We start from the raw sequence: 25902 nt of genomic DNA on the forward strand, positions 1-25902 counted from the left end.
CCTCTGGCCGGCGGCCTGCCCTGGAGGTGATCCGACGCGCCCCGGTCGACGCCGAGAACCGCCCGCCGTTGCTGTTCGTGCACGGCCTCGGCCACGGCGCCTGGTGCTGGGAACACTGGCTCGACGCCGCCGTGGATGCCGGTTACCCCGCCGCCGCCGTGTCATTGCGGGGCCACGCCGCAAGCGGCGGGTCGCTGCGATGGGCGACGCTTGGCTCCTACGTCGACGACGTGGTCCGGGTCGCGGCGACGTTCCCGCGCCGGGTCGTCCTGATCGGCCATTCGATGGGAGGGCTGGTGGTGCAGCGGGCGCTCGCCCGTTACGCGGCCCGGGCAGCCGTGCTGGTCGCGCCGGTCCCGGCTCGGCCAGCCGTCGGGTCCCTCGTCAGCATCGCCCGGCGCCATCCCGTTGACGCGCTGCGTCTGATGCTGGGGGCAAGCCTGCCCCTGCGCCCCGACTACCTCTTCACCGGCCTCTCCACCGCCGACGCGACACGCAACTCAGCGCGGTGCGGTCCGGAATCGTCTCTGGCCCAGTATCAACTGCTGTTCCATCGACCGTCGCCGCTCCCGCGCGGCAAGCCGCCCGTGCTGGTCCTCGCCACCCCGGACGACCGCCTCGTCCCCCTCGGCGGCATCCGGGCAACGGCCCGTCGCTACCACGCCGAAGTGCAGGAGTTCCCCGGCATGGGCCACGACCTGATGCTCGACGCGGGCTGGGAGCGGCCCGCGGAGGCGATGCTCACCTGGCTTCGGCGAGCGCCGGCCCCGTACTGATCGGGTGAGCCTGGCCGGAGGTCCCGTAGGCCGCCTCCAGCGGCGCAAGCAGCCGCTCGATGGAGGCCTGCCGTTCGGCGAGGTCTGACGAGGCGAGATCGAGTACGGGATCCAGCCCCGGGTGATGCGGGGCGAGGGCAAGGTGTGGCAGCAGCAGGAGCAGCCACGCCTGGATCGCGTCCAGGTCGGCGTCGGCCCGCAGCTCGCCGCGCTCATGGGCCAACTCCAGCAACGGCGTGAGGACCTCGACGTAGTGCCGGTTAGCGACTGCCCGGACCGCGACCCGGGCGGTGCCCTCCGGTTCGAGGTTGACCGCGGCGGTGAAGGCGAGGTCGAGAGGGTGGTCATCGAAGTAGGCGACCCAGACCCGGGCCCACTCACGGAAGGCCGCGAAGAAGCCTGTATCCCACGGCAGGTGGGGGATCTGCTCCTCCATCGCAGCCCGGATTCGCTGGCTTGCCAGCTCCGAGAGGTAGGCGTAGAGGTCGACCTTGTCGTGGAAGTACTGGAAAAGGCTGCCCTTCGATACGCCGGCGTTGCGGGCAACGACGTTCAGGCTGCCCGCCGAGAACCCGTGCTCGGCGAACTCCGCCTCGGCCGCCGCGAGCACTGCAGCGCGACGAGACTCGGGAAGCCGTTCCCACGTCGCCGTCGGCATAGTCGAGTCCTCTCTGCGCACCGGTCATGTCTTGAGGAGCATCCCATCCGAGCACCGGCCACCGGTGGGATCCATGCTGAGCGCGACGGACGAGAGCCCCGGCCGTTGCCGCTACATCAAGACTATCTAGCGCCCCCCTAGGAAACACCACTGGAGGCACGCCTCATGGGTGCGGTCGTGTCGCCGTGCTTGCGCTGGAAGCCGACACGCAGATCGCTTGGCTCACACGCAAGGGCCTCCCACTGCTGGACGAACTGGCGATGGAGTCTGACGACGGATTCCGGCTCGTGTCGACCTCAACCTAGCGTGCCTGGTTGAACGCCACGGCGTTGTCGGTGTTGGTCGAGATCGGCCAACACCTCAGTTCGACGAGCGGTGAGCACCATGCAGGCCTGTGGCAAATCGAGGCCTTGGCCAGGAGAACGGAATGGGACCACGTAAGGCGTCGGCAAGGGCGGCATTGACTCTCTTGGCCTGACCGCCGCACTACTTTCGGCACGAGCGTGCGCCGGACCGACCCAGCCTGCATCACGCGACGTAACGGCCATCAGTCGGCCGCTGCACGCGCTCGGCGGCAGTTGAGTGCCTTGATCTTGAAGGCTTGCGGCGTGGGTGCTTGTCCCCGCGGGTGGCTTGTTGGAAGGGTCCGGCGGTGGCTACTGCTGAGCCGGCAGGGCCGGCCGCGATCCCCTCTGCTGCCGGGTCCGATATTGACGGCGGTTGGCGCCGTGATTTCCGGTGGCGGTGGGCGGCATTCGCGGTGAGCGAGGCAGGCAGCGCCCTGGGGTATTCGGCGTTACCGATCATCGCGGTCCTGACGCTCGCGGCATCGGACTTCCAGGTTTCCCTTTTAAGCGTGCTCGCCAGCGTAGTGAGCGCTGTCATGGCACTGCCGCTGGCTCCATGGATCGAGCACCACCGGAAGCTACGTGATGATCACCGCAGATCTGCTGCAGTTCGTCGTACTCGCGTCTGTCCCGGTGGCCGCCCTCTTCGGCATGTTGACCTACTGGCAGCTGTGCTTGGTCACGGTAGTGCAGATGGTCGCGCGGATGGTGTTCGACGCGGCCGGTGTCGCGCAGTTGCGGACCCTGGTGCCCAAGCCATATCGAGGGGCCGCCAACGGCAGGTTCGAGACAACGTTGTGGTCCGTGAACACGATCGGTCCCGCCGTTGGTGGCGTCCTCATTTCGTGGCTGGGCGCCACCGTGACGATGGTCTTGGATGCGGTCAGCTTCCTCATCTCCGCGTTGCTGCTGCGGCAGCTACGCGAGTCCGAGCCCGCTCCACCACTGCGGCGAACCGACAGTCATTGGACCCGCGACGTCACCGCGGGATGGCGGTACATTTTCCGGCATCGAGGGCTGACCGGCCTGTACTGGAACGCGATGATCTTCGGTGGCTGCATCCTGGCCGTCAGTCCCCTGTTGGTCGTTCTCATGCTGCGCGACCTCGGCTTCGCCGCATGGCAGTACGGCCTTGTCAACGACGCCTGAAAACTGGATCTGGCCCGCTTTAGTTGATCGAGACTGGACCCTGAATTCGTCCACTGTGTATGGTCGTGCGGGTGTGATCATGACTGCCTGGCAGTGGTGCTGCGCACCTTGCCGGGGTTGCTGTCGACCGAGTAGAGCAGCTCGCGGGTGGGGTGCGGATCTGGGCTCGGAGCACGCTGGAGGAGGTGGAGTGTCCGGGTTGCGGCGTCGCCAGTGCGAGGGTGCACCGCCGCTATGAGCGCCGGCTGGCCGACATGGCGCTGGGCGGTCGCCGGGTGGAGATCAAACTGCGGGTACGGCTGTTCGTCTGCGAAGCCGCCACCTGCGGGATCCGCCGGTTCGCCGAGCAGGTCCCGGAGTTGACCTTCCGGTACGGGCGACGCAGCCTGCTGCTGGCCGCGGCCCTGCAGGTGCTCGGGCGGCCGTCCGGCTGGCCGAGCGTCTCGGGGTGGTGATCTCCCGATCCACGATGCTGCGGTTGATCAGAGGGCTGCCCGATCCCGAACCGGTGGCTGTGCGGGTGCTCGGAGTGGACGACTTCGCGCTGCGCCGCGGGCACGTCTATGGCACGATCCTGATCGACATGGACACGCACCGCCCGGTGGACGTCCTCGCCGACCGCGAAGCCGACACCCTCGCCGCCTGGCTGCGGGATCATCCGGGGGTGCAGGTGATCTGCCGGGACCGGGCCGGCGCCTATGCCGACGGCGCGCGTACCGGCGCACCGGACGCTATCCAGGTCGCTGATCGCTGGCATCTGTGGCACAACCTGGCCGAACGGCGAGTGGTGGTCGGGTGACCAGGACAGCGGCGCTACGGCTGGTGGCGGTCGCTGAAACGGTCAGGATGTGCGGTGCCGGACGGCCCGTAGCGTGACGATTGGCCCCTGAGCTGCGGGTATGCGGTTCTTATTCTGCCAACTACGGTCCACCAACCTGGCCGCCGGGCACCACCCGGCTCTGCCAGTAACCGGTTACTCGCCGGCGCGGAGTACCTCGCTCAGCCGGTCGCGTCGCCGCAGCGCCGACTCGACAGGTACGACTGTGGCGGCCGCCGCCAGCAGCGCCACGCTCACCAGGCCCAGCAGCCACCACGGCAGGACCGCCGCCGGTTCGGTGGCTTGGCCGGTGAGCAGCCGCAGGTCGAGCGGGCCGAGCGTCAGGCGTGCGAGCAGGGCCCCGAGTAGCGGGCCGCACACCGCGATGACCACGACCGGCGGCAGCAGCTCTCCGGCGGCGACCCAGCGGGCGTCGCGTGGCCGCAGGCCGAGGGTCCGCAGCCGGGTCAGGGTCTGCCACCGCTCCGACGCACCGGCGGCGGCGGCGAGCGTGAGGCCGAGCAACCCCAGCGCCAGCAGCACCGCGGCGGCCGTCCACGCCAGCCGTAGCAGCCCTGCGGTCAGCGGAGCCACTCGCTGCGCCCGCAGGACGTCCGCGCGCAGCACCACGTCGGCGGCGACGCCGGTGTTCGACGTGGCCCGCGCCGCGCCGGGGCCGGTCACCCAGACGGTGTTCGAAACGGCGGGCAGCCCGGCGTCGGCGAGGGCCTCGGCGTCCACGATGACGACGTCGTCGGCGCCGCCGACGGAGGGAGCGGTACCGACTGCGGCGAGACGAATCGCCGGGGCACCGTCGCGGGGTAGCTGCAGTTGCGTGCCGGCCCGCAGGTTGCCGTCGCTCGATCGGACCAGCGCAGGGACGTCGCCAGGGCCAGGACCGGGTGCCGTGAGCCGGGCCAGCGCAGGCACGTCGGGCAGCGGAGTGGTGGCCAGCAGGCGCTGGAACGCGGCGGCGTCCACGATGACCAGGCGTGGGGTGAGCAGTGTCGATTCGGTGAAGACGCGTGCCGAGTCGGTCACCTGCGCGACGACGACCTGGCCTACCCCGGGCGCGGCGGCGATGCGCCCGGCGAGTGCGGGCGTGGCGGCCTCGGCGTCGGCGCCGACGTCGAGGCGGGCGTCGGCGCCGACGGTGCTCCACGCGCCGTCGTCCAGACCCCGGGTGGCGGTGGTGCCGAGGATGAGCGCGACCGACGCGAGCGCCGTGGTGCTGACCAGAACCAGCAGCGGCAGCGCGCGCCCGGCCGTTGTGGCCGCCTGGGCGGCACCGAACACCGCCAGTGGGCGTCGCGAGCGCAGGGCCTGTCGGAGCGCGAACCGCGCCCCGAGGGGCAGCAGCCGGAGCAGGACGAGCGCGCCGACGAGCGCGCCCAGAGTGAGGGCGCTGATCGGCAGTATCAGGTCGCCGGTCAGCTCACCGGTGTCGCCGTCGGAGGCGACGGGCAGGAGCCCACGCTGGTGCAGTGTGACGAAGGCGGCGATCGCGGCGATCAGGACAGCGGCCTCCACTGCGGCGCGGCGCAGCTGGCCGGTGGCCCGGATCCAGCGCCGAGCGGCCGGGTTGGCGGGTTGGCGCCGGTCGCGGCTGGCGCGGGCGGCGGCGAGGGTGCCGAATGCCGGCCCGGCGACGGCACCGGCCAGGACCACGGGGACGGCCCAGGTCCAGGAGACACCCGGAGCGGCCGCGCGGGCGAGCGCGAGCCCGACGGCGGCGGCCGACAGGGACACCACTGTGGACTCGATGATCAGTTCCGCACCGAGGTCGGGTAGCGCCGCCCCACGCTGCCGGGCGGCGCTCAGCACCGGGGTGCGGCGGCGGACCAGCAGGTCAGCGGCGAGCAGCAGGACCAGTACCGTGGCGGTCAGCACCCCGGTGAGCAGGACGGCGGCCTGTGCGAAAGCGGCGCTGCTGCGCGTACGGGCGTCGCGCAGGGCGGCGTCGAGCTGCGACTCCCACTTCAGGGTCTGGCCGCGGTCGCTTGATGATCCGGAGGCTGCCTTGAGCTTGACCACCTGGCTGGCGAGCGCCGCGGTGGCGTCCCAGCTGAGCGCGTCGGGAACGGGTGCGAAGTGGACGGTGCGTCGCAGTTGGTCCTCGTCGATGGCGAGCCGGGCGTCCGGTAACGACTCGCGCGACAGCAGGCCGGCGAACCGGGTGATGCCCACGCCGTCGGCGCCGGACACGGGGCGCAGGAGCGCCGGGGCGAGTCGCCAGGCGGGGTCGGCGCTGTCCGCGGGTCGGTAGATCCCGCTGATCCGGACGTCCTTGTCGCGACCGTGGCCGTCCCTGACCGGGATTCGGTCGCCGGGGCCGAGATCGAGCGCGGTGGCGTCCTCCTCGGAGAGGCCGACCTGCACCGGCCAGGGCGGTCCGTCGTAGGGGGTTTCGACGTACTCGTCGGAGACAGTGGGGCCGGGTGGGCTGCCGGCGATCCAGGTCAGGTCCGGGCCGCCGAGGTCACCGGCCAGGTAGGTGAACTGGAAGGTACGCGGCACGCTGCCGCCGGTGATGCTGAGGACCGGGCCGTTGACAGCGGCGACGGGTGGGAGCAGCGCGGCGTCCAGGTCGGGCCCGAGCGCGTAGGTCGCCTGGGCGCGGAAGTCGTCGACCTCCTCGGCGAGGCGGGGCATCCGGACCCGTCCGCCGGTCGGCCCGTCGTCGCGTTCCCAGTTGGCGTGGACGAGGACGTTGGAGTTCTGGCCGGTGCGGCGGACCGTGTCCTGGACGGCGTCGTCGGCGGCGGCGCGCAGCAGCGCCGGCACGACCCCGACGAGCAGCGTGACGGCCGCGATGACGGCGGCGGTGAGCAGCAGCGGCCCCGCGTCGGTACGGCCACGGCCGCGGATGCTGGGCCAGTGCAGCGCCGGCCACCGGCGGGTCAGCCACCGGTTCACGGCGACACCCGCAGGTGCGCGGCGTCGGCCCGGCGGACCTGGACGGTGATCACGACGGCGACCGCCAGCATGCATCCGGCCAGCAGTACGGCGAGCAGTGCGGCCTCGGCTGGCCACGGCCAGTGTGGCTGGGTGGCCGGGACGGGCGCGGCACCGGTGTCGGAGCGCACGAGCAGGGGAGCGACGACGCGGGTGGCGAGCGCGCCGACGACGGCGCCCGCCGCGAGCAGGGGCAGCAGAATGCCGGCGTGCTGGCCGAGCAGCACGGCCCGGATGCCGCGCCGGGACATCCCCAGGCCGCGCAGCCGCGCCACCTCGACGGCGCGGACCTGCAGATCACAGGTGACGTGCAGGACGACTCCGGCGAGCAGCAGCAGGGTCGCGGCCGGGACGATGAGCCGGAGCGCGGCCGGCAGCCCGGCGCGCAGCGGGCCGCCGGTGAGGCGGGCGGTCTCCGCCTCGCGGGTCGCGACGGTGCCCAGGTGCAGGTCGGTGGCCCGCTCGGCGGCACCGGGACCGGCTGGGTGGCCGACCCACCAGGCGTCGACCGGGAACGTCAGGTCGCCGGTGACGGCGCGTGCGCGGGACAGCGTGTCCAGGTCGGCCAGGACGGCGACGGCGCCGGGGGCGGACGGTACGGTCGGCACGACCTCGGTGACGACGACCGGGACGGGCGTGATGCCAACCGTGACGCTGAGCTGGCTGCCGCTCCCGGCACCGACCTCGCTGGCAAAGCGGGCGGAGACGGCGACGGGCACCGGGCCGGGGTCCGGGAAGGCGGTGGCGACGAGGGTTCGGGCGGCGTCCTCGGCGCCGCCGAGGTCGACGGTCGCGGCCATCCGTAGCGCGGATCCCCCCGGCGTGGCGGACACCATGACGGTCGGGTCTCTCAACCTGCTCGGGACGGGCGGCGCGGACGTGGCGGTCCAGTCCGATCCGTCAGTGGACCTCTCCGTCGACCCGGCGGGCGGTACGGTGAGCGTGACGGCTACGGCGACGGGTCCGCCAACCGCGTCGGCGGTGACCGGCAGGGCGACAGCGACGAGGCTCAGCCCGTCAGCCGTCGCGCAGGCCGGCAGCCGATACTCCCGGCCGTCGAGCGGTACGGCGGGACCGGTGCAGGACGTGCGCAGGCCGCTGGCGTCCTGCAGCAGCAGCCGGGGCGTCACGGTGAGCGGTGCGTCGTCGTCGGCGGTTCCGCTCAGGGCGAGCGGGGCACCTTTCCCGATGGCGAGGCCGGTGACCCGGGTGCGTGGCGCCAGCGTGGTGCCGACGCCCGCCCATCCGCGGTCGCTGTCCAGCCGCCCGCGCAGCAGCGCGTCGGCGCGGGTGGTGTCGACGGCGACCAGGCGCGGCGCATCGCCGGCGGTGCCGAGCCACTGACCGACGGTGGTACCACGGTCGAGGGCCGGACTGACCACCCCCGAGGTGGCCGCGCTGACGACCGCGCCCTCTCCGGCGACCGGCGCCGTGCTGAGGGTGAGTGCCAGGTCGGTGCCGACGGAGAGCGCGGCCTGGTCGCGCTGCGACTGGTGCCACGTGTTGTCGAAGGCGAGGCCGAAGGTTCCGGCCGCGCAGGCCAGTCCGACGAGCAACCCGGCGGCGACCGCTTGTGGCCGGCGGGCGGCCTCGGAGGCCGCCAGCGGAAGCGCCAGCCCACGGGTGCGGTACGCCAGCCGTTCGGCGCCGCGCAGGGCGGGCAGTACCACCCGGAGAGCCAGGGCGGCGCCTGCGGTGAGCAGCAGCGCCGGCGCGAGCACCCGGACCGCGTCGGCGCGTGGGTTGGCGGCGGTGGACTGCGCGTACAGCTGCCACCATCCGGCGGCGGCGAACACCGCGAGCACCAGGTCGGCGCCGGATCGGGCCAGCAGTTCGCGGCGGGTGCCCCGGTCGCCGGCTGCCGGGACGGGCCGGATCGCCAGGACGGTGAGGACGGCGGCGAGCACCAGCGCGCCGCCGGCGACCGCGAGGACCTGGGCACCGGCGATGGCCGGCCGGACGGTCAGGCCGGCGCCGTCCAGCGGCGGCAGGTGGGTCAGGCCGGCGTGCAGGGCCGACGAGGCCGGTGTCGCGAGCGCGGCGGCGACGGCGGCGACGAGCCCAGCCTCGAGTGTCGCGGTGGCGGCGAGTTGGCGACGGCTGGTGCCCAGGGCGGACCGCAGGGCGGTCTCGTCGGCGCGTATGCCCACGGTCAGCCGGCCGGCGAGGACGAGTGCCGTCGCGGCCAGGACACCGCCGAGGGCGGCGATGGCGAGCACGACGGCGGCGGTGACGTGCCGTTGGTCGTCGGCGGCCCGCAGGGTCAGCGGCAGGTCGGAGGCGACACGGGCGAGCGTGACACGGTCGCCGAGGGTGCCGGCCAACCGGCGGTCGGCACCGCCGACGGCCCCGGCCACGGTCTCCAGGTCGTGGCGGTTGGCGTGGGACAGGTCCGGATGGGCGGTGACCTCCATCCGGTCGACGGTCGCACCGGTGGTGACCAGGTCGGCGAGGTCGACGAGGAACGGGCCGTAGGCGTTGACCGGCTGCAGGAAGCGGCCGTCCCGGTAGCCGGTGGCGGAGCCCGCGGCGGCCAGCGGGTCGCGTTCCCAGCCGCGCCCCGCCAGCGGGCGTACGACACCGACGACTGTCACGTCGATGGCCGGGACGGGCGGGTGGGCCAGCTCGGCGCCCAGGCGTACCCGGTGACCGGGGGTGAGGCCGAGCAGGTGTGCGGTGGACTCCAGCAGCACCGCGTCGCCGGGGTGCTGTGGCCAGTGCCCGGTGACCAGCTCGGCTCGGGCCGGCAGGTCGTCCAGCCCGGACAGGTACGCCTGGGCTCCGACGGTGGTGCCCTTGGCGAGCGTGGGCGGCAGCGCTCGCAGCACCGTCGACGCCCACGCGGTTGTCGTCACCGGGAACGGTGCGAGCGCGGAGGCCACCGCGGTGCGGGTGTCGGCGGCGACGGACCGCGTGTCCCGGCCCTCGACGGTGCCGGTGTAGACGGTCACGTCGACGGCGGCGGGGGCGGCGCGGGCCATGGCGACCTCCAGCGCCCGCTCGGCGGTGCGGGTGACCAGCAGAGTGCAGGTGCCCAGGAGTGTCGCGCCGATCGTGACGACACCGAGGAGGGCTGCCAGCAACGGCCACTGCGCGCGGGCGCGCCGGCTGACCAGCCTCAGCATCGTCGGGTCACCCGGCGTCCGGCACGGGCGCGTCCGGCTGCCCGGCCGTCTGTTCGTCGAGCTGCCCGTCGTGGATGCGGATCACCCGGTCGGCCAGGGCCATCATCACCGCGTCGTGCGTCGACACCAGTACGGTGACGCCTTCGGATTCCACTATCCCGCGCAGCAGGGCCATCACCGACAGGCCCGTCTCGGCGTCCAGTTGCCCGGTGGGCTCGTCGGCGAGCAGAAGCTGGGGCGAGGCGGCCAGCGCGCGGGCGATCGCCACCCGCTGCTGCTGGCCGCCGGACAGCTCGGCCGGCCGCTGCCGGGCGTGGTCGGCCAGGCCGATCAGCTCCAGCAGCAGCTCGACCCGCCGCTCGCGCTCGGTCGGGGCGATGCGGGCCATCCGCAGCGGCGCGGCGACGTTCTCCGCGGCCGACAGCACCGGGATCAACCCGAAGCTCTGGAAGACGTACGACACCTTCTCGCGCCGCAGCCGGGACAGGCCGTCCTCGTCGAGTGCCGTGACGTCGGTGCCGTCCACGTGCACGGTGCCGGCGTCCGGGCGGTCCAGGCCGCCGATGACGTTGAGCAGGGTGGTCTTGCCCGAGCCGGACCGGCCGACGAGCGCCACCATCGAACCGGCGGCCACGTCGAACGACACGCCGCGCAGGGCGTGTACGACGGTCGGCCCGGTGCGGAAGCGCCGGTGTACGCCACGCACGCTGAGCAACGGCTCGCTGCTCATTCGCCGCTTCCCGAGTCGGGGCGGATCGTGATGTGGTCGGGTTCCAGGGCCAGCCGGACCCGTCGGGTCAGCGCCAGCGCCTGGCGGAACTCGCGGGGCACCTGGACCCGCCCGGCCCGGTCCATCACGGCGTACTCCTCGGCGATCATGTGCGTGTCGCCCTCGGCGTCGGTGGTGGTGCGGCGCAGCACCTCGCTGCTGGTGCGCCCATCCCGGATCGCGACGGTCCGTTCGACCTGGCTGCTGACCTGCGGATCGTGGGTCACCACGACAACGGTGACGCCGTACCGCCGGTTGACGTCCCGCAGCACGCCGAAGACCTCCGCTGACGTGGCGGCGTCCAGCTCGCCGGTCGGCTCGTCGGCGAGCAGGACCCGCGGCTGGTTGGCCAGCGCCACCGCGATCGCGACCCGCATCTGCTGCCCTCCGGAGAGTTGCCCGGGGCGCCGATCGGCGCAGTCGGCGACACCGAGGCTGTCCAGCAGCTCGGCCGCGCGCTCCCGGCGCTCCTTGATCGCGGTGCGGGCCGCCGTCATCGGCAGGTCCACCATCTCCTGTGCGGTCAGGTAGGGGATCAGGTTGCTCGCCGTCTGCTGCCGTACGAACCCGACGGTGTGCCGCCGGTAGTCCACCCGGTCCGCGCGGGACATCGCCAGCAGATTCCACTCCTCGACCCGGACCCGCCCGGCGGTGGGGGCGTCGATGCCGGCCAGGATGGAGAGCAGCGTCGACTTGCCCGACCCGGAGGCACCGACGACGGCGACCAGCTCACCGCTCTCCACGGCCAGGTCCAGGCCCTGCAGTGCCTGCACCTCGATCGAACCGGTCTGGTAGATCCGCACCAGGTTCTCGCAGACGATGAGCGCGTCCCGGCCGAACTCGGGCGCCCGTGCGGATGGCTGCGGCAGGGACAGCGGTGTGCTGGACATTCCCTGCTCCGTCCGGGTTGTGCTCACGCAGATTGAAGCAGTTTCGCAATCGGTGGCTCCGTTGACCATGCCCCGGGCGGAATCTCCCGACCACCGGACCCGGGCGGGTTCTGCCACGGGCAGATCCGCTACCGGTGAAACGGGGTGCCGCCCGCCGGGCCGCGCCGGCACTGTCGAGCGCATGAGACTGCTGGTGCTGGGTGGTACGGGTTTCGTGGGCGGGGCGACGGTCACCGAGGCCGTGCGGCGGGGTTGGTCGGTGACCGTGTTCAACCGAGGTCTGCACGGCTCGGTGCCCCCGGGCGTACACCGGTTGCGGGGTGACCGCACCGCGCCGGACGGTCTGGCGGCGCTGGCGGGCGGCGAGTGGGACCTGGTGGTGGACACCTGGGACGGCGCGCCGCGCGCTGCCCGCGACGCCGCCCGCGTCCTGGTCGACGCGGTCGGCCACTACGTGTACGTGTCCAGCGGGTCGGTCTACACCGACCCGGCCGCACCCGGGTTGAGCGAGGACTCCCCGGTGGTGGACGCCGACCCGGGCGCCGTCGACGGCGACTACCCGCAGCTCAAGTCCGGTGCCGAGCGTGCCGTGCGGGAGGTCTTCGGCGACCGCGCGCTGGTCGCCCGGGCCGGGTTGATCCTGGGCCCGGGGGAGGACATCGGCCGGTTGCCCTGGTGGTTGCGGCGCGTCGAGCGCGGCGGCGACGTGCTCGCGCCCGGGCCGGTCGACCTGCCGGTGCAGTACGTCGACGTTCGCGATCTGGCGGGGTGGATGTTGGACGCGGGCGCCCGGCGGTTGGGCGGCACGTTCAACGCGACCGGTCGTCCCGGGCAGACCACGATGGGTGAGCTGCTCGACGCGTGTGTGGCTGCCACCGGTGCCGACGCCCGGCTGCGCTGGACCGATCCGGCGACGATCCTCGCCGCCGGTGTGCTGGCGTGGAACGATCTGCCGATCTGGCTGCCGACCGGCCACCCGTACCGGGGGCTGCTGGAGCGGGACGTGACCCGCGCTCTCGCCGCCGGGTTGACCTGCCGGCCGGTGACCGAGACGGTCGACGACACCTGGCGGTGGCTACGCGAGGTCGGCACCGTGCCCTCCCGCGCCGGGCGACCGCTGCACAGCTCGATCGGGCTGGACCCGGCCCGGGAGGCCGCGGTGCTCGCCGGCTGACCGTCCCGTCAGCCCTGCCCGCCGCGCACCGCGGAGGTGTCGACCACCTGCGCGGTGGTCAGTCGCGGCGTGTGCGGTGGGCCCGACTGTGCCGGGTCCGCGATGCCCAACCGCAGCACGATGTACGGGAAGCCGATCCCGGCGAGCATCTGCCGCAGGGTCTGCCGGGTGCCCGGCACCTCCACCACGGCGCTGAGCGGCACCACCGACACACCGAGCCGAGTGGCGGTCAGCCAACCGGCGGACAGCGCCTCCCCGGCACGCAACCAGCTGTCCCGTTCGTCCTCGTCGCCGTGCAGCATCGCGTACACCGCCATGCGGTCGTGGCCGGGACCCACGGGCAGGCTGCCGGGGCGGCCGAAGTCGCGACCCGGCACGGTGGTCTGCGGTGGCTGCTCAGGCAGCACCTCCGCTGGCAGGCCGGTGCCCTCGCCGGCGCGGCTGGTCCAGTAACTCAGCTCTGCGCGCAGCTCCGGGTCCTCGGCCTCGACCGTGTCGGCGTGACTGGCGGTCGCGGCCAGCTCCAACATCTGGTCGCGGTCGAGGATCTGCAACTGGCAGCCCTCCGCGTTGACCGCCCGGGTGATCTGCTCGATCGCCGTGGACGGCACCGGTTCGTCGCTGACCGGCCGCCGGTCGGTGTGCCGGACCTGCATGCACTGCACCATGTGCATGGCGTCCGGGTCTGCCTTTGTCTGGCTCAGGTCGGTCAGCCGGGCCAGCAGCTCGCTGTCGGCCGGGTCGGGCAGCCGCTCCACCACGGCGCGCCACCCCTCGGCCGCCAACGCGAGCCGTGCGTGGTGCAGGGCGGTGCCGCAGCTGATCGCGAGCAGCCGACCCTCCGGGTCGGTGGCGGCGAGCTGCCGGTCGGCGACCGAGCGCAGCTCCAGCGCGTCGGGCAGCACCCGCCAACGCCACGGCTGGGTGTTGTGCACCGAGGGGGCGTGGCCGGCGGTGGCGGCGGCCTCCGCCAGCGCGGTGGTCAGCTGGTTCTCCTGACTCATGGTCACGACCTTTCCGTCTCTGCTCATCGTGCCTCACGACGCCTCTGTGGTGCGGGGGTTGCCGCACCATCGTGTGGCACACCGGTGGCGTCACCGCAGGGCCGTAGGTCCCGACCTCGGCGGGCCGGTCCGCCCGCCGACCCCGGTCCGAAACCCTCGACACCGTGGGTACGGCGCTCCGGGCCGGCGGAGGTCAGCGTTCCCGGACCACCGCCACCGGGCAGTTGGAGTGCTGGATGAGCTGTTGGCTGACCGAGCCGAGCAGCATCCCGGCCAGCCCGCCCCGGCCCCGGCTGCCGACCACCACCAGCTGCGCGTCGCGACTCGACTCGATCAGCATCGCCGCCGGGCTGGTCGGGACCAGGTCGACCGTCACGGCCAGATCCGGGTACGTCCGCCGCCACGGCTCCAGTGCCTGCTCCACGGCGGCCCGCTCGTCGGGCACACCGGCCGCCCCGCCGGGGCCAGGTGTCCAGGCGTGCAGGACGCGCAGCGGCACCTGGCGCTGCGCCGCCCGTTCGGCCGCGAAGCCGAGCGCCACCAGCGACGGTCCCGAGCCGTCCACACCGACGGCCACCCGGCCGGTCGACGCGTCGGCCGGAGCGCTGCCGGCCCCGTCCCGGACCACGACGACCGGGCAATGGGCGTGCGCGGCGACCGATATCGCCGTCGACCCGGCCAGCAGACCACCGAAGCCACCGTGCCCTCGGCTGCCGAGCACCAGCATGCCCGCCTCGGCTGAGCGTTCCTGCAACACCAGGGCGGGCGGCCCGTCGTACACCTCGCCGGTGATCCGCAGGCCGGGGTTCGCGGCGGCGGCGTCGGCCGCCGCCTTGCGGACCAGCTCCTCGACCTGCCGGCGAGCGGTGTCGTCCGGCCAGACGCCGGGCGCCACACCGGGGCCGACCCAGCTGGCCACGGTCAACCACTCGAAGACGTACGCCAGCCGCACCGGTTGGCCGCTGTGCCGCGCCTCCTCCAGCGCCCAGCCGAGGGCCACCGAGGCGTCGGTGGAGCCGTCGTAGCCGACCAGGATCTCCGCGTCGCGCACGTCGTTCTCCTTCAGGGATTGGTCGGGTCGGTTTCGCGGACCCAGCGCCACTCGGCGACCTGCGGATCGTCCTCGCCGTACTGGCGGGTGTAGTCGCGGGCCGCCTGTCGGGCGTCGACCATCCGTTGGCGCAGGTGCGCGGCACGGGCGCCCAGCCCGGGCACCCGGTCGATGACGTCGATGACCAGGTGGAAGCGGTCCAGGTCGTTGAGCATCACCATGTCGAACGGGGTGGTGGTGGTGCCCTCCTCCTTGTAGCCGCGGACGTGCAGGTTCTCGTGGTTGGTCCTGCGGTAGGTGAGTCGGTGGATCAGCCACGGGTAACCGTGGTACGCGAAGATGATCGGCCGGTCCGGGGTGAAGATCGTGTCGAACTCCTTGTCCGGCAGGCCGTGCGGGTGTTCGGTGTCCGGCTGGAGCCGCATCAGGTCGACCACGTTGACCAACCGGACCTTCAGCTCCGGCAGGTGCTGGCGCAGCAGTTCGGCGGCGGCCAGCGTCTCCAGGGTGGGCACGTCCCCGCAGCAGGCGAGCACCACGTCCGGCTCGCTGCCGTCGTCGTTGCTGGCCCAGTCCCAGATGCCCAGCCCGCGGCGGGTGTGCTGGATCGCCTCGGTCATCGTCAGCCAGTTCGGCGCGGCCTGCTTACCGGCCACCACCACGTTGATGTAGTGCCGGCTGCGTAGGCAGTGGTCCATCGTGGCGAGCAGGGTGTTGGCGTCCGGCGGCAGATAGACCCGCACCACCTCGGCCTTCTTGTTGACCACGTGGTCGATGAAGCCCGGATCCTGGTGCGAGAAGCCGTTGTGGTCCTGCCGCCAGACGTGGCTGGACAGCAGGTAGTTCAGCGAGGCGAGCGGCTGCCGCCAGGGGATGGCCCGGGTCACCTTCAGCCACTTCGCGTGCTGGTTGAGCATCGAGTCGACGATGTGGATGAACGCCTCGTAGCTGGTGAACACACCGTGCCGACCGGTCAGCAGATAGCCCTCCAACCAGCCCTGGCACAGGTGCTCGGAGAGCACCTCCATGACCCGGCCGTCGGGGGAGAGGTGGTCGTCGCCGGGAACGGTGGCGGCCACCCACGCCCGGTCGGTCACCTCGAACGCGGCACCCAGCCGGTTGGAGGCGACCTCGTCCGGGCCGAACAGTCGGAACGTCTGCGGGTTGGCGCTGATCACGTCTCGGATCCACGGACCGAGAACCCCGGTCGCGCCGGCCATCGGCGTGCCCGGCTCGGGGACCTCCAGCCCGTAGTCGCGGAAGTCGGGCAGGGCCAGGTCGCGCAACACCAGGCCACCATTGGTGACCGGGTTGGCGCTCATCCGCCGGTCACCGTGCGGCGGCAGCGTCAGCAGTTCCTCCACCGGCGCGCCGGTGGCGTCGAACAGCTCCTCCGGTCGGTAGCTGCGCAGCCAGTGCTCCAGCTCGGCCAGGTGCGCCGGGTTGTCGCGTACACCCGACAGCGGCACCTGGTGGGCGCGGTAGGTGCCCTCCACCTGGGTGCCGTCGACCTCGGCGGGACCGGTCCAGCCCTTCGGCGTCCGCAGGATGATCATCGGCCAGCGCGGGCGCTCGACCACACCGCCGGAGCGGGCCCGCCGCTGGATCTCGGCGATCTCGTCCAGTGCCCGGTCCATCGTCGCGGCGAGCGTGCCATGCACCTGGGCCGGGTCGTCGCTGGCCACCACGTACGGCTGGTAGCCCGAGCCGCGCATCAGGTCGAGCAGGTCGGCCTCGGGGATCCGGGACAGCACGGTCGGGTTGGCGATCTTGTAGCCGTTGAGGTGCAGGATGGGCAGCACCGCCCCATCCCGGGCCGGGTTGAGGAACACGTTGGAGAGCCAGCTGCCGGCCAGTGGCCCGGTCTCCGCCTCGCCGTCGCCGATCACGCAGGCCACCACGAGGTCCGGGTGGTCGAACGCGGCGCCGTAGGCGTGGCTCAGCGCGTACCCCAGCTCACCGCCCTCGTGGATCGAGCCTGGCACGTCCGCCGCCACGTGACTGGGGATGCCGCCCGGGAAGGAGAACTGGCGGAACAGCTTGGCCATCCCGGCCTCGTCGCGCGCCACGTCGTGGTAGCGCTCCGACCAGGTGCCATCCAGCCAGGTGTTGGCCACGATGGCCGGGCCGCCGTGCCCGGGGCCGGTGACCAGCATGGCGTTCAGGTCGCGCGCAACGATCACCCGGTTGAGGTGGGCGTAGATCAGGTTGAGCCCGGGGCTGGTGCCCCAGTGGCCGAGCAGCCGCGGCTTGATGTCGTCGACTGTCAACGGCTCCCGCAGCAGCGGGTTGTCCAGCAGGTAGATCTGCCCGACGGTGAGGTAGTTCGCGGCGCGCCAGTAGGCGTCCAGCCGGCGCAGTTCGTCTTCGGTCAGAGGGCTGTGCAGGTCAACAGCGGAGTCCATGCTGCGTAAGCCTCTCGCGAAATCGGGGACGTCGCATCCGGTGTCCCGGGTTTTCCCGGCCACGTAAAGCTTCGTCGCCGCCGAGAGGATGGGGCAGGGCCGTTGGTCCCCGCTGGTGCGGACGTGTGTCCCGCCTGGCGCGATGGAGGCCGGTCCGCGAACGGCCCCACCTCCCCGCGCCGCCACATCTTCCCTGACCGAGGGTAGTCGCGTCGTTGCGTCGACGGGGTCAGATCGGCGGTGCGTGAAGGCCGCCGGGGACGTGGTCCGCTCTGGCCGGACCCGTCGGTAGGCCCACCTCGGCTTGCGCTGCGTGGCGTGGCTGGGCCGGGGAGACCAGCGGCTGTAATCGATTCGAGACTTGTAGATCTATGAATTTTACACGAAGATCATTGATGTAAAGAACTGACGACCGACAACTGACGACGGACATCGACGACGTACGTCGAGGCGAGCGTCGGATCCTACTTGTCCCAGGTCAGGCAGCGGGCAGGCCCTGGAAGTCCGGCGCGATGATCCGTCGAAGTCGACTTCCCGATTCACCCTGCGCGCCATGATCGGACAGAAAGAAGTCCTCCATGCCTCATTCCCATAGCCGATCATGGGTGCACAGAAACAGGCGGCACGGCACCCGTCTCACGGCGTTCTTCCTTGCGTTGGTGCTGGTTGTGGCCGGCTCCACCAATATTGGCGTGACCCAAGCGGCCGCCGCCCCCGCGGATGCCGCGTGCTCCGTGCACGGCTCGTCCTTCGACGTCAAGCCGGTCGAGGCGGATAGCATGGGGCTGCGCGTGGGCTGCGCGCGCGACTCCGGGCAATTCCGGCAGTTGGCCAACAATGACGACGATGTCGTGGCGATCCTGGACTTCAATCCTGTGCAGCGCCCTGAGCAATTTCACGAGCTCCTGCTGCAGAAGGTCGCGGTCTTCCATCGCGACCAGACCCAAGGAGGGCTCTCCCTAGGTGAGTCTTTCGCTCGGCAAGCCCGAGAGAGCGGGATGGGCTACTACTCGGGGCCGACCGACACCACGTTCGGCGGAAGCATCCAGGCTCTCGGCAACAGCATAGTGATCGTGGTGCCGGTAGCGGACATCGGCACTACGGGCTTCTGGGATTCCTTCTGGAAGGCGCTGGTGGCCAGCCTCGTCACGGCGGCAGTATCGATCACGATCGGTGGCATTTGCCTAGCCGCCTTCAATGTGGGGGCTCCGGCCGCTGCACCGTTCTGCCTTTCTGTCGGTGGGGCCATTGGCGGAGGTGTGGGCGGGATAGTGCATGTAGCCCTGAAGAACGAGCCGTTTGACGCCAAAGCTTGGGCTGAGATACTGGCCGCCACAGTGGCTGGCGGTCTCTTGGGCTATGGCGCCGGGTATGCACTGGAGAAACTCGCCCAGACCACGCGGCCGTTCATTGCCCAGGCCCAAAAGATCCTGCGAGAATTCGCGGATAAATACATTCCCTGGCGAGCTCCTCTGACTTTCCTTGCTAATGCGTTTACACCGGAGCTCGCCGATATTTTTTTCAACGCGGTCACGCGGTTGCTCCGGGCCGTCAGCCCATCGACGGAAGGCCAGGTCGGGGCTCTCAGGGTCATGGTGGTGGGCGATTCGATGTCCCAGGGTGCCGAGGGTGACTGGACCTGGCGCTACCGGCTGTGGGACTGGTTCAGAACTCAGAATGTCGTCGTCAACTTCGTCGGTCCCTACTACGGCACCACGCCCCCTACGGAAGCAACCGGTCCGACTCCGCCGCGTTTGCAAGGGGCTCCCGCCCCTGGGGAGGGCATTCCTCGCGTCTGGGGGCAGTACGCCGCAGGAGCGCCGGCCTTCGACTCCGACCACTTCGCGGTCTGGGGCCGCCAAGCGGCCCAGGTCAAGAACGAAATCCGTACGCAGGTAGCGGAGCACAAGCCCGATCTGCTCTTGGTCGGGCTCGGGTTCAACGACCTGGGCTGGTTCGTCGACAACCCCGACGGGACCATCGCCAGCATGAGGACGCTGGTGAATGAGGCCCGTGCCGCCAATCCCAACATCAAGGTGGCCCTGGCCAACGTCCCTCAGCGCACCCGGCTCGGTGTCAATCCAGACCTGCCAGCCAAGACGGATCGCTACAACACGCTGCTGGCCACCTCGATCCCGTCGTGGAGCACGAGCCAGTCCCCGGTGGCGTTGGTCGACTGGCGGGCGAACTACGCCTGCGGGCCCGACAGCTGTCCGGACGGCTACGACGGGCTGCACCCCAACGCCCGCGGCGAGTACAAGATCGCCCAGGCGTTCGAACGCACCCTCGTCAACAACTTCCGCATCGGGACCAGCGTGCCCGCAATCCCCAACACCGTTCCGGCGCGGCCGACCCCCGTGCCGAGAAACGTCGTCGTCGAGCCCGGCCCCCAGGGTCTCAAGGTGACGTGGGATGCGGTCTTCGGTGCCCACGGATACACCGTCCGGTCCCGTCTTGTCGGCTCCGCGGACTGGAGCGAGTCCAGGGCGGCGTCCAACCGCCACGACACGCTCTCTGTCCATGGCCTGAAGTGGGAATACCAGGTCCGCACCGACAACGGCGACACCGATGACCAGAAATCCGCTTGGACGTCCCCGACGGCGCCCGTGGTGGCGAGCCCGACTGCTCCTCCGGGTCCGGCGCAGATCGTCACCCGGGCCACCAGCACCGGCTTCGATATCACCTGGGGCGAAACCGTCGGGACGGTCGAACGTTACGGGGTCATCTACTGGGACCAGGACGAACCAGGCGCATTCCTCGGCGCCGTCGGAATCAGGGGTCACGCGGCCCATATCGACGGTCTGACAGTCGGCCACCGTTATCTCGTCTGGGTATCGAGTTGGGACACCAGCGGCGGTGGAGGGGTGCCAAATTCCGGCCGCCCCGTCCTGGTCGGCGGCGGAACTCCCGCGGCGCCGAGCGGCCTGAAGGCCAATGCCATTGACGCCTCAAGCGTCTACCTCACCTGGAACAAATCCACCGGTGCGGCCGGCTATCGCGTCTGGGTCCGCAACCTCATCGATGGCAGCGAGATGACAGCCGGTGATAATACGATCATGGAAACGACCTGGGGCGTCGGGTTCCTGGTCTACGGTGCCTTGAACTACGAATTCTGCGTCACCGCCGTCAACGGTGCGTTGGAAAGCGGAATGTCCAACTGCGTGAAGCCCGTGGGATCGTCCTGACCGTTGTGCTGTGGCGCGGTCGGGTGACCGCGCCACAGCCATGCGGCTACGGAATTGTTCGCTCCCGCGTCAGCTCTTGTTGAGACTGCGTGTCCGCCGCCCCGGGTCAGGGCCGTTGGTCCCGGGCCGGGCGAGCGTCGGGCCCGGTCAGCGGCATCTCGGCCAGACCTCGGACGACGACCACCGGGGCCGGGGAGTGGTAGAGCAGGGACTGGGCCACGGCCCCCAGCATGGCTCGGCCCGGTTCGTCGCCACGGGCGGCGACCAGCGCCACCTGTGCCGAGCGGGACATGTCGATCAGCACCTCGGCGGGATCGCCCCGGACGACGCGGGACTCGGTGGGCACCGAGCTGTGGAGATCGGTGTGCCGGGCGAGCGCCTCGCTGAGCTGCTCGGCGACCGCGTCGGTGTCCTCGTCGTACTCCACCACCCGCAGGGCCAGCAGTCGGGCGTCCCTGCGGGACGCGCACTCCACGGCCCATTGCAGGGCCAGATGTGAGCTGGGTGAGCCGTCCACGCCGACCAGCACCGGCCCCTGTGGGGGCGGTTCGCGGCGGACGACCATCAGCGGGCAGCCAGCCCGCGCGGCCAACTGCACGGCAGATGTCTCGGCCGGGATGCACTGGCCGCTGCCGGCCATGCCGCTGTCGCCGACAGCGAGCAGGAATGCTGTCTCGGACCGGCGGATGAGGGTGGGCAGCAGGGCGCTTTCGACGATCTCAGCGCCCACTGTCAGCCCCGGCTCGGTCTGGTGGGCGAGTTGGGCCGCCTGGGTGATCAGTTGCTCGGCCCGGTCGCGGGGCGCGGCGACGGTGTCCGCCGCGAAGGCCGCCTGCCAGTCGAAGGTGTGCAGCAGGTGCAGTGGCCGGCCGTGCCCGGCGGCCTCCTGCGCGGCCTGTTCGACGACCGGAAGGTCGAGAGCCGACCCGAGGCCGACCAGCACCGGTGCGTCGGCGGGTGCGGCCATCCGATATCACCTCCCGGGCGTCGCGCCCGGCACGACCAGCCTGTCCTGACCGAGGGTAGTCGGACGGGCTCGGCGGTGGGGCGGTTCGCGTCGCGTCACCATCGTCCGTCAACCAGGGTTGACAATGGTAGCGCTGTCAACGTATGTTGACGGCATGAGTCAGGCGACAGAACTCGCGGCGGCAGCCGGCAGCACCGACCCCCGGGTCGGGTTGCGCGCCGTCCGCGCGCTGCGCCGGCTGCTCGAGCGGCTTGAGGTGGTCCAGGTGGACAACGCCCGTCGACAGGGCTGGTCCTGGCAGGAGATCGCCGACGCGCTCGAGGTCAGCCGGCAGGCGGTGCACAAGAAGCACGCCGGGCGACCGGCGGTCAACTCATCCTGGGAGGCGTGATGTTCGAACGGTTCACCGACCGGGCGCGCGACGTGGTGCGCCGGGCGCTGGAGGAGGCACGGGTCGAGGGTCAACGGCCGGTCGGCACCGAGCACCTGCTGCTCGCCCTGCTCGCCGACGACGCGAGCCTGGCCAGCCGGGTGCTCGCCGACGCGGGCGTGCGCGCCGACGACCTGCGCGAGCGCGTCCGCCGGCACACCGCCACCGGTGGCGCGGGCTTCGGCGACGCGGACGCGGCGGCCCTGCGGGAGATCGGCATCGACCTGGCCGCGATCGTGGCCCGCATCGAGCAGTCCTTCGGCCCGGACGCGCTGCGCGAGGCCGTGCCGGCGCCGCGTCGTCGCTGGGGGCGCAAGCGGTTCCTCGGCGGCCCGTTCTCACCCCGGTCCAAGAAGGTGCTGGAGCTGTCCCTGCGGGAGGCGCTGCGCCTGCGACACAAGCACATCGGCACCGAGCACATCCTGCTGGGCGTCCTCCGTGAAGGTCACGGGCTGGGAGCGCAGGTGCTCACCGAGTCCGGCGTCGACCTTGACGATCTGCGCCAACGGGTGGAGAGCGCGCTGCGGGCGGCGGCCTGACAGGTGGGCTCGCGTTGAAACCTGTCTGTGGCACTTTCGACGCGAGCCCCACGCTGGGTCGCTGAAGATGCCCCGGTGATGCACACTGGCGCCCGTGGATGCTGGACAGGACAGGCGACCCTCGGGCGGCGACGGCGGGCTGCGCTCCGCCGTGGTGGTCAACCCCGTGAAGGTCGACGATCTCGACGAGCTGCGCCGTACCGTGAACGATGCGCTCAGTGCGGCCGGCTGGCCCGCGCCGCAGTGGTTCGAGACGACAGTCGACGACCCGGGCCGCGGTCAGACCGAACAGGCCGTCAAGGACGGCGTCGACCTGGTCTTCGCCTGCGGCGGCGACGGCACCGTGATGTCCTGCGTCAGCGGTCTGGTCGGCACCGACGTGGCCCTCGCCGTGCTGCCGCAGGGCACCGGCAACCTGCTCGCCGCCAACCTGGGCCTCTCCACCGACCTGGCCGCCGGGTTGCAGGTCGCCGTCGAGCGGGGCCGACGACTGCTCGACGTCGGCGCGGTCGAGGACAAGTACTTCACCGTGATGGCCGGCATGGGCTTCGACGCCCAGATGCTCGAGGCCACCAACGAGACCACCAAGGCCCGCATCGGCTGGCCCGCGTACGTGGTGGGTGCCGCCCGGCACCTGCGGGACCGGCCGATGCGGGTGCAGATCCGCATCGACGACCGCCCACGGCTGCGCCGCCGGGCCCGCTCGGTCCTGATCGCCAACGTGGGCCGACTCCAGGGCGGGGTTCGCCTGCTGACCGAGGCCGAGCCGGACGACGGCTGGCTGGACGTCGCGGTGCTCACCCCGCGCAGCCTGCGGCACTGGCTCGCGCTCGGCTGGGCGGTGATCCGCCGCAGTGGCCAGGTGCCGCGGATGGAGGTCTACCGGGGTCGGCGCGTCGTGGTCACCAGCAACCGTGCCCAGCCCCGGGAGCTGGACGGCGACCTCATCACGCCGGGCCGGCAGCTGCACGCCGAGGTTCGCCCTCAGGCGCTCTGGCTCTGCGTCCCGCAACCCGAGGACGCCCCCGACCTGGCCGTCGACGCGCAGGGCGCCGGAGAGCGGGGCGAGCAGCTGATCGAGGAAGCGCGCCGTGAGTAGCACCCGGATCGTGCCGGAGACCCGGCTGATGGCCGACGAGGAGCTGTCCGCCGACGACGCCTGGCACACGCTGCGTCGCGAGGGCGGCTGGCACCTGCTGCGCGACGCCTTCATCCGCTTCCGCTACGGCGACGGGTTCAGCCACTCCCGGGCCTTCGCGCTGCAGCTGTGCCTCGCCGTGGTGCCCTTCCTGATCGCCCTCACCGGCCTGATCAGCGAACTGGGTGTCCAGGAGGGCGGCGAGGTTGTCGCCGACACCGTCCTGGCGGTCACCCCCGGCCAGAGCGCGCAGATGGTCGGCGAGCTGCTCGGCGAGGGCGAACGCGTCGAGGACGCCGGGGAGCTGGCACTCACCCTCGGTCTGCTCACCGGCCTGTTCGCTCTGACCACCACGATGGCCCAGATCGAGCGGGGCGCCAACCGCATCTACGGGGTCGAACGGGACCGCCCGGCGCTGCGGAAATACCTCCGCGCCGCCGTGCTGGCCGTCACCGCCGGTCTGCCCGCGCTCGCCGGCTTCCTGATCCTGGTCGGCGGTGGCGCGATTGGCGACTCGGTACGCGAGCACTACGAGTGGGGTGCCGTCGCCAACGGCATCTGGAACGTGGTCCGCTTCCCGCTGAGCCTCGGGCTGACCGTCCTCGCCGTTGCCGTGCTGTTCCGGCAGGCGCCACGCCGCAACCAGCCCGGCCTGTCCTGGCTGTTCTTCGGTGCCGGCATCGCCACGGCCCTGTGGTGGCTGGCCAGCCTGCTGCTCGCCGCGTACGTGCGGTTCAGTGACGATTTCGGGCAGACCTACGGTGCGTTGACCGGCATGATGGCGCTGCTGCTCTGGGCCAACCTGACCGGGATGGCCCTCTTCGGAGGGCTGGCCTTCGCCGCCCAGTTGGAGGCGCTTCGCATCGGTGTGCGAGAGCCCGCCCAACCGGACCTGTGGGAGCCCGACCCGGACCGGGCCGAGCTGCTCGACACCGGGGACATGTCGGCGCTGTAGCGGCACCGGCGTGTACGACGGACGTGGATCGGGTAATGCGCCTCGCCAGACAGATAAGGGAGGTGCGGGGTGACCGCGGTCAAAGAGGTGGCACGGCGTCCGATCGGTCATTTCGCCGAACGGAGCATCGCCGGCCTGGTGGCCGTCACCGGCGCCGGGGTGGCCTTCGGGCTGCTGTTGATGCTCGTCCGGGTGCGGTGGAGTCCTCTGCAGGACGCCGACCACGCCGTCGCCGAATGGTTCAACGGGCTCGTCGCCCCGCACCACGCACTCGTCACCGTCCTGCAGGCGGTGACCGACCTGGGCGGCCGACCGATCCTCATCTGGTTGGTCACCATCGCCGTGGTGGGGCTGCTGATCCGGCGTCAGCCCCGACTCGCCGTCTATCTGATCATCACCGGGGTCGGTGGCCTGATCCTCGACCCGTCGCTGAAGACGCTGGTCGGCCGGCTCCGCCCGGTCGTGGACGTGCCGATCGCCAGCGCCCCGGGCAACAGCTTCCCCAGCGGGCACGCGCTCGGCTCGTTCGTCGCGTACGGGGCTCTGCTGCTGGTGTTCCTGCCGGCGATGGCGCCGCGCTGGCGCAAGCCGGTGATCGTCGTGGTCGGCGTGCTGGTGGCGCTGATCGGTCTGACCCGGATCGCGCTGGGCGTGCACTTCATCTCCGACGTGCTGGCCGGCTGGCTGCTCGGTGCCGCCTGGCTGGGCGTCACCGCGTACGCCTTCCAGCTGTGGCGCCGCGAACGCGGGCGACCGGTGCCGCCGTTGAGCGAGGGCCTGGAGCCGGAGGCGGGGCACGACATCGCCCCCGCCCCGGCCGAGGAGCACGTGCTGGCCCACCCCCGCTCGGCGGTGGCCGAGCTGCTGGTCGGCTGGGTGCTCGTGTTCGGGGCGTTGTACGGCTTCGGCACGTACGTCAGCTACCACGCCAAGGGCACCTTCTTCGACACCCTCGACACCGACGTGCCGCGCTGGTTCGCCGAGCGGCACACCGACGTGCTGACCGAGGTGAGCTGGTGGTGGAGCAAGTTCGGTGACACCCACGCGATCCTGCTGATCTCGCTGGTGTTCTGCCCGCTGGTGCTGGCGGTGTGGCGGCGCTGGCGGCCGGTGCTGTTCGTGGCGCTGGCGATGGTGGGTGAACTGACCCTCTTCCTCGCGTCGGCGCGGGCGGTCGACCGGCCCCGCCCGGCCGTGGAGAACCTGGACGGGCAGATGCCCACCTCGTCGTTCCCGTCCGGGCACATCGCGGCCACGATCTGCGTCTGGCTGGCGATCACCCTCATCGTGTTCCCGCGTACCGACCGCTGGTGGCGTTGGATCTTCGTGGCGCTGGCCGTGATCATGCCGGTCGGGGTGGCCACCTCCCGGATGTACCGGGGCATGCACCACCCCACCGACTTCATGGGCGCGATCCTGCTCTCCGCGCTCTGGATCGGCCTGCTCTACCTCGTGGTCCGCCCCAACGCCGACCTGTTGGAAGGCAACCAGCCGGCCATCGAGTCGGAGGACGTGGACACCCTCGACGACGAGCTGGCGCGGGCCGGCCGAGCCGACTGAGCGCCGCC

At 71.7% G+C, this 25902-nt stretch carries 19 protein-coding genes and 1 pseudogene; 11 read left to right on the forward strand and 9 right to left on the reverse strand.

The annotated features are described in order from the left end of the window. Positions 1-26: 26 nt before the first annotated feature. Positions 27-776, forward strand: a complete 750-nt coding sequence (locus HNR22_RS27500; protein WP_179782788.1) for an alpha/beta fold hydrolase — start codon at positions 27-29, stop codon at positions 774-776. Here HNR22_RS27500 and HNR22_RS27505 read toward each other — a convergent pair. Further along, positions 742-1434, reverse strand: coding sequence for a TetR/AcrR family transcriptional regulator (locus HNR22_RS27505; RefSeq protein WP_179782789.1), 693 nt, complete (start codon positions 1432-1434; stop codon positions 742-744). The two genes, HNR22_RS27500 and HNR22_RS27505, sit on opposite strands and share 35 nt — an antisense overlap. Positions 1435-2366: 932 nt before the next feature. Between HNR22_RS27505 and HNR22_RS27510 the strand changes: the two genes are divergently transcribed. The 3 genes and pseudogenes from HNR22_RS27510 to HNR22_RS31515 form a co-directional block, all read left to right on the forward strand. Then, positions 2367-2930, forward strand: coding sequence for an MFS transporter (locus tag HNR22_RS27510; protein ID WP_179782790.1), 564 nt, complete (start codon positions 2367-2369; stop codon positions 2928-2930). 185 nt (positions 2931-3115) lie between these two features. Next, positions 3116-3385, forward strand: coding sequence for a transposase family protein (locus tag HNR22_RS27515; protein WP_179782791.1), 270 nt, complete (start codon positions 3116-3118; stop codon positions 3383-3385). A gap of 14 nt (positions 3386-3399) precedes the next feature. Then, positions 3400-3708 (forward strand): annotated as a pseudogene (locus tag HNR22_RS31515) (ISL3 family transposase); the annotation flags it as partial. Between the two features lie 195 nt (positions 3709-3903). Here HNR22_RS31515 and HNR22_RS27525 read toward each other — a convergent pair. From HNR22_RS27525 to HNR22_RS27540, 4 genes are read right to left on the reverse strand one after another with little or no spacing between them, the layout of a single operon-like run. Further along, positions 3904-6663, reverse strand: coding sequence for an FtsX-like permease family protein (locus HNR22_RS27525; RefSeq protein ID WP_179782793.1), 2760 nt, complete (start codon positions 6661-6663; stop codon positions 3904-3906). Continuing rightward, positions 6660-9827 carry an FtsX-like permease family protein gene (locus HNR22_RS27530; protein WP_179782794.1) on the reverse strand — a complete coding sequence of 1056 codons (3168 nt, stop codon included), beginning with the start codon at positions 9825-9827 and terminating at the stop codon, positions 6660-6662. Before HNR22_RS27530 ends, HNR22_RS27525 begins: the two co-directional genes overlap by 4 nt. Positions 9828-9834: 7 nt before the next feature. Beyond that, complete coding sequence (locus HNR22_RS27535; RefSeq protein ID WP_179782795.1) at positions 9835-10557, reverse strand: ABC transporter ATP-binding protein; 723 nt, start codon at positions 10555-10557, stop codon at positions 9835-9837. Then, positions 10554-11486, reverse strand: coding sequence for an ABC transporter ATP-binding protein (locus HNR22_RS27540; protein ID WP_179782796.1), 933 nt, complete (start codon positions 11484-11486; stop codon positions 10554-10556). Before HNR22_RS27540 ends, HNR22_RS27535 begins: the two co-directional genes overlap by 4 nt. Positions 11487-11667: 181 nt before the next feature. On the opposite strand from HNR22_RS27540, the gene HNR22_RS27545 reads away from it, so the two are divergent. Next, positions 11668-12660: an NAD-dependent epimerase/dehydratase family protein gene (locus tag HNR22_RS27545; protein ID WP_179782797.1), complete on the forward strand. Its 993-nt coding sequence runs from the start codon at positions 11668-11670 to the stop codon at positions 12658-12660. Positions 12661-12668: 8 nt separating this feature from the next. On the opposite strand, the gene HNR22_RS27550 is transcribed toward HNR22_RS27545, so the two are convergent. The 3 genes from HNR22_RS27550 to HNR22_RS27560 form a co-directional block, all read right to left on the reverse strand. Next, positions 12669-13664, reverse strand: coding sequence for an Acg family FMN-binding oxidoreductase (locus tag HNR22_RS27550; RefSeq protein ID WP_179782798.1), 996 nt, complete (start codon positions 13662-13664; stop codon positions 12669-12671). A gap of 193 nt (positions 13665-13857) precedes the next feature. Continuing rightward, positions 13858-14715, reverse strand: coding sequence for a universal stress protein (locus HNR22_RS27555; protein WP_179782799.1), 858 nt, complete (start codon positions 14713-14715; stop codon positions 13858-13860). Between the two features lie 11 nt (positions 14716-14726). After that, positions 14727-17120: a phosphoketolase family protein gene (locus tag HNR22_RS27560; RefSeq protein ID WP_179782800.1), complete on the reverse strand. Its 2394-nt coding sequence runs from the start codon at positions 17118-17120 to the stop codon at positions 14727-14729. 605 nt (positions 17121-17725) lie between these two features. On the opposite strand from HNR22_RS27560, the gene HNR22_RS31930 reads away from it, so the two are divergent. After that, complete coding sequence (locus HNR22_RS31930; RefSeq protein WP_179782801.1) at positions 17726-20305, forward strand: GDSL-type esterase/lipase family protein; 2580 nt, start codon at positions 17726-17728, stop codon at positions 20303-20305. A 106-nt stretch (positions 20306-20411) separates the two neighbouring features. On the opposite strand, the gene HNR22_RS27570 is transcribed toward HNR22_RS31930, so the two are convergent. Further along, a complete protein-coding gene (locus tag HNR22_RS27570) occupies positions 20412-21272 on the reverse strand; it encodes a universal stress protein (protein ID WP_179782802.1) in 861 nt (286 codons plus the stop codon). Between the two features lie 154 nt (positions 21273-21426). On the opposite strand from HNR22_RS27570, the gene HNR22_RS27575 reads away from it, so the two are divergent. From HNR22_RS27575 to HNR22_RS27595, 5 genes are all read left to right on the forward strand, one after another. Continuing rightward, a complete protein-coding gene (locus tag HNR22_RS27575; protein WP_007457155.1) occupies positions 21427-21663 on the forward strand; it encodes an HTH domain-containing protein in 237 nt (78 codons plus the stop codon). Then, complete coding sequence (locus tag HNR22_RS27580) at positions 21663-22241, forward strand: Clp protease N-terminal domain-containing protein (RefSeq protein WP_179783742.1); 579 nt, start codon at positions 21663-21665, stop codon at positions 22239-22241. Before HNR22_RS27575 ends, HNR22_RS27580 begins: the two co-directional genes overlap by 1 nt. Before the next feature lie 94 nt (positions 22242-22335). After that, complete coding sequence (locus HNR22_RS27585; protein ID WP_343059988.1) at positions 22336-23340, forward strand: diacylglycerol/lipid kinase family protein; 1005 nt, start codon at positions 22336-22338, stop codon at positions 23338-23340. Next, positions 23333-24334 carry a YhjD/YihY/BrkB family envelope integrity protein gene (locus tag HNR22_RS27590; RefSeq protein ID WP_179782803.1) on the forward strand — a complete coding sequence of 334 codons (1002 nt, stop codon included), beginning with the start codon at positions 23333-23335 and terminating at the stop codon, positions 24332-24334. The genes HNR22_RS27585 and HNR22_RS27590 overlap by 8 nt, the downstream gene beginning before the upstream one ends. Before the next feature lie 69 nt (positions 24335-24403). Next, positions 24404-25894 (forward strand): phosphatase PAP2 family protein, encoded by a 1491-nt coding sequence (locus HNR22_RS27595; RefSeq protein WP_179782804.1) that lies wholly within the window; start codon positions 24404-24406, stop codon positions 25892-25894. Positions 25895-25902: the final 8 nt, after the last annotated feature.

It is taken from the genome of Micromonospora jinlongensis (assembly GCF_013410645.1).
Classification (GTDB): Bacteria; Actinomycetota; Actinomycetes; order Mycobacteriales; family Micromonosporaceae; genus Micromonospora; species Micromonospora zamorensis.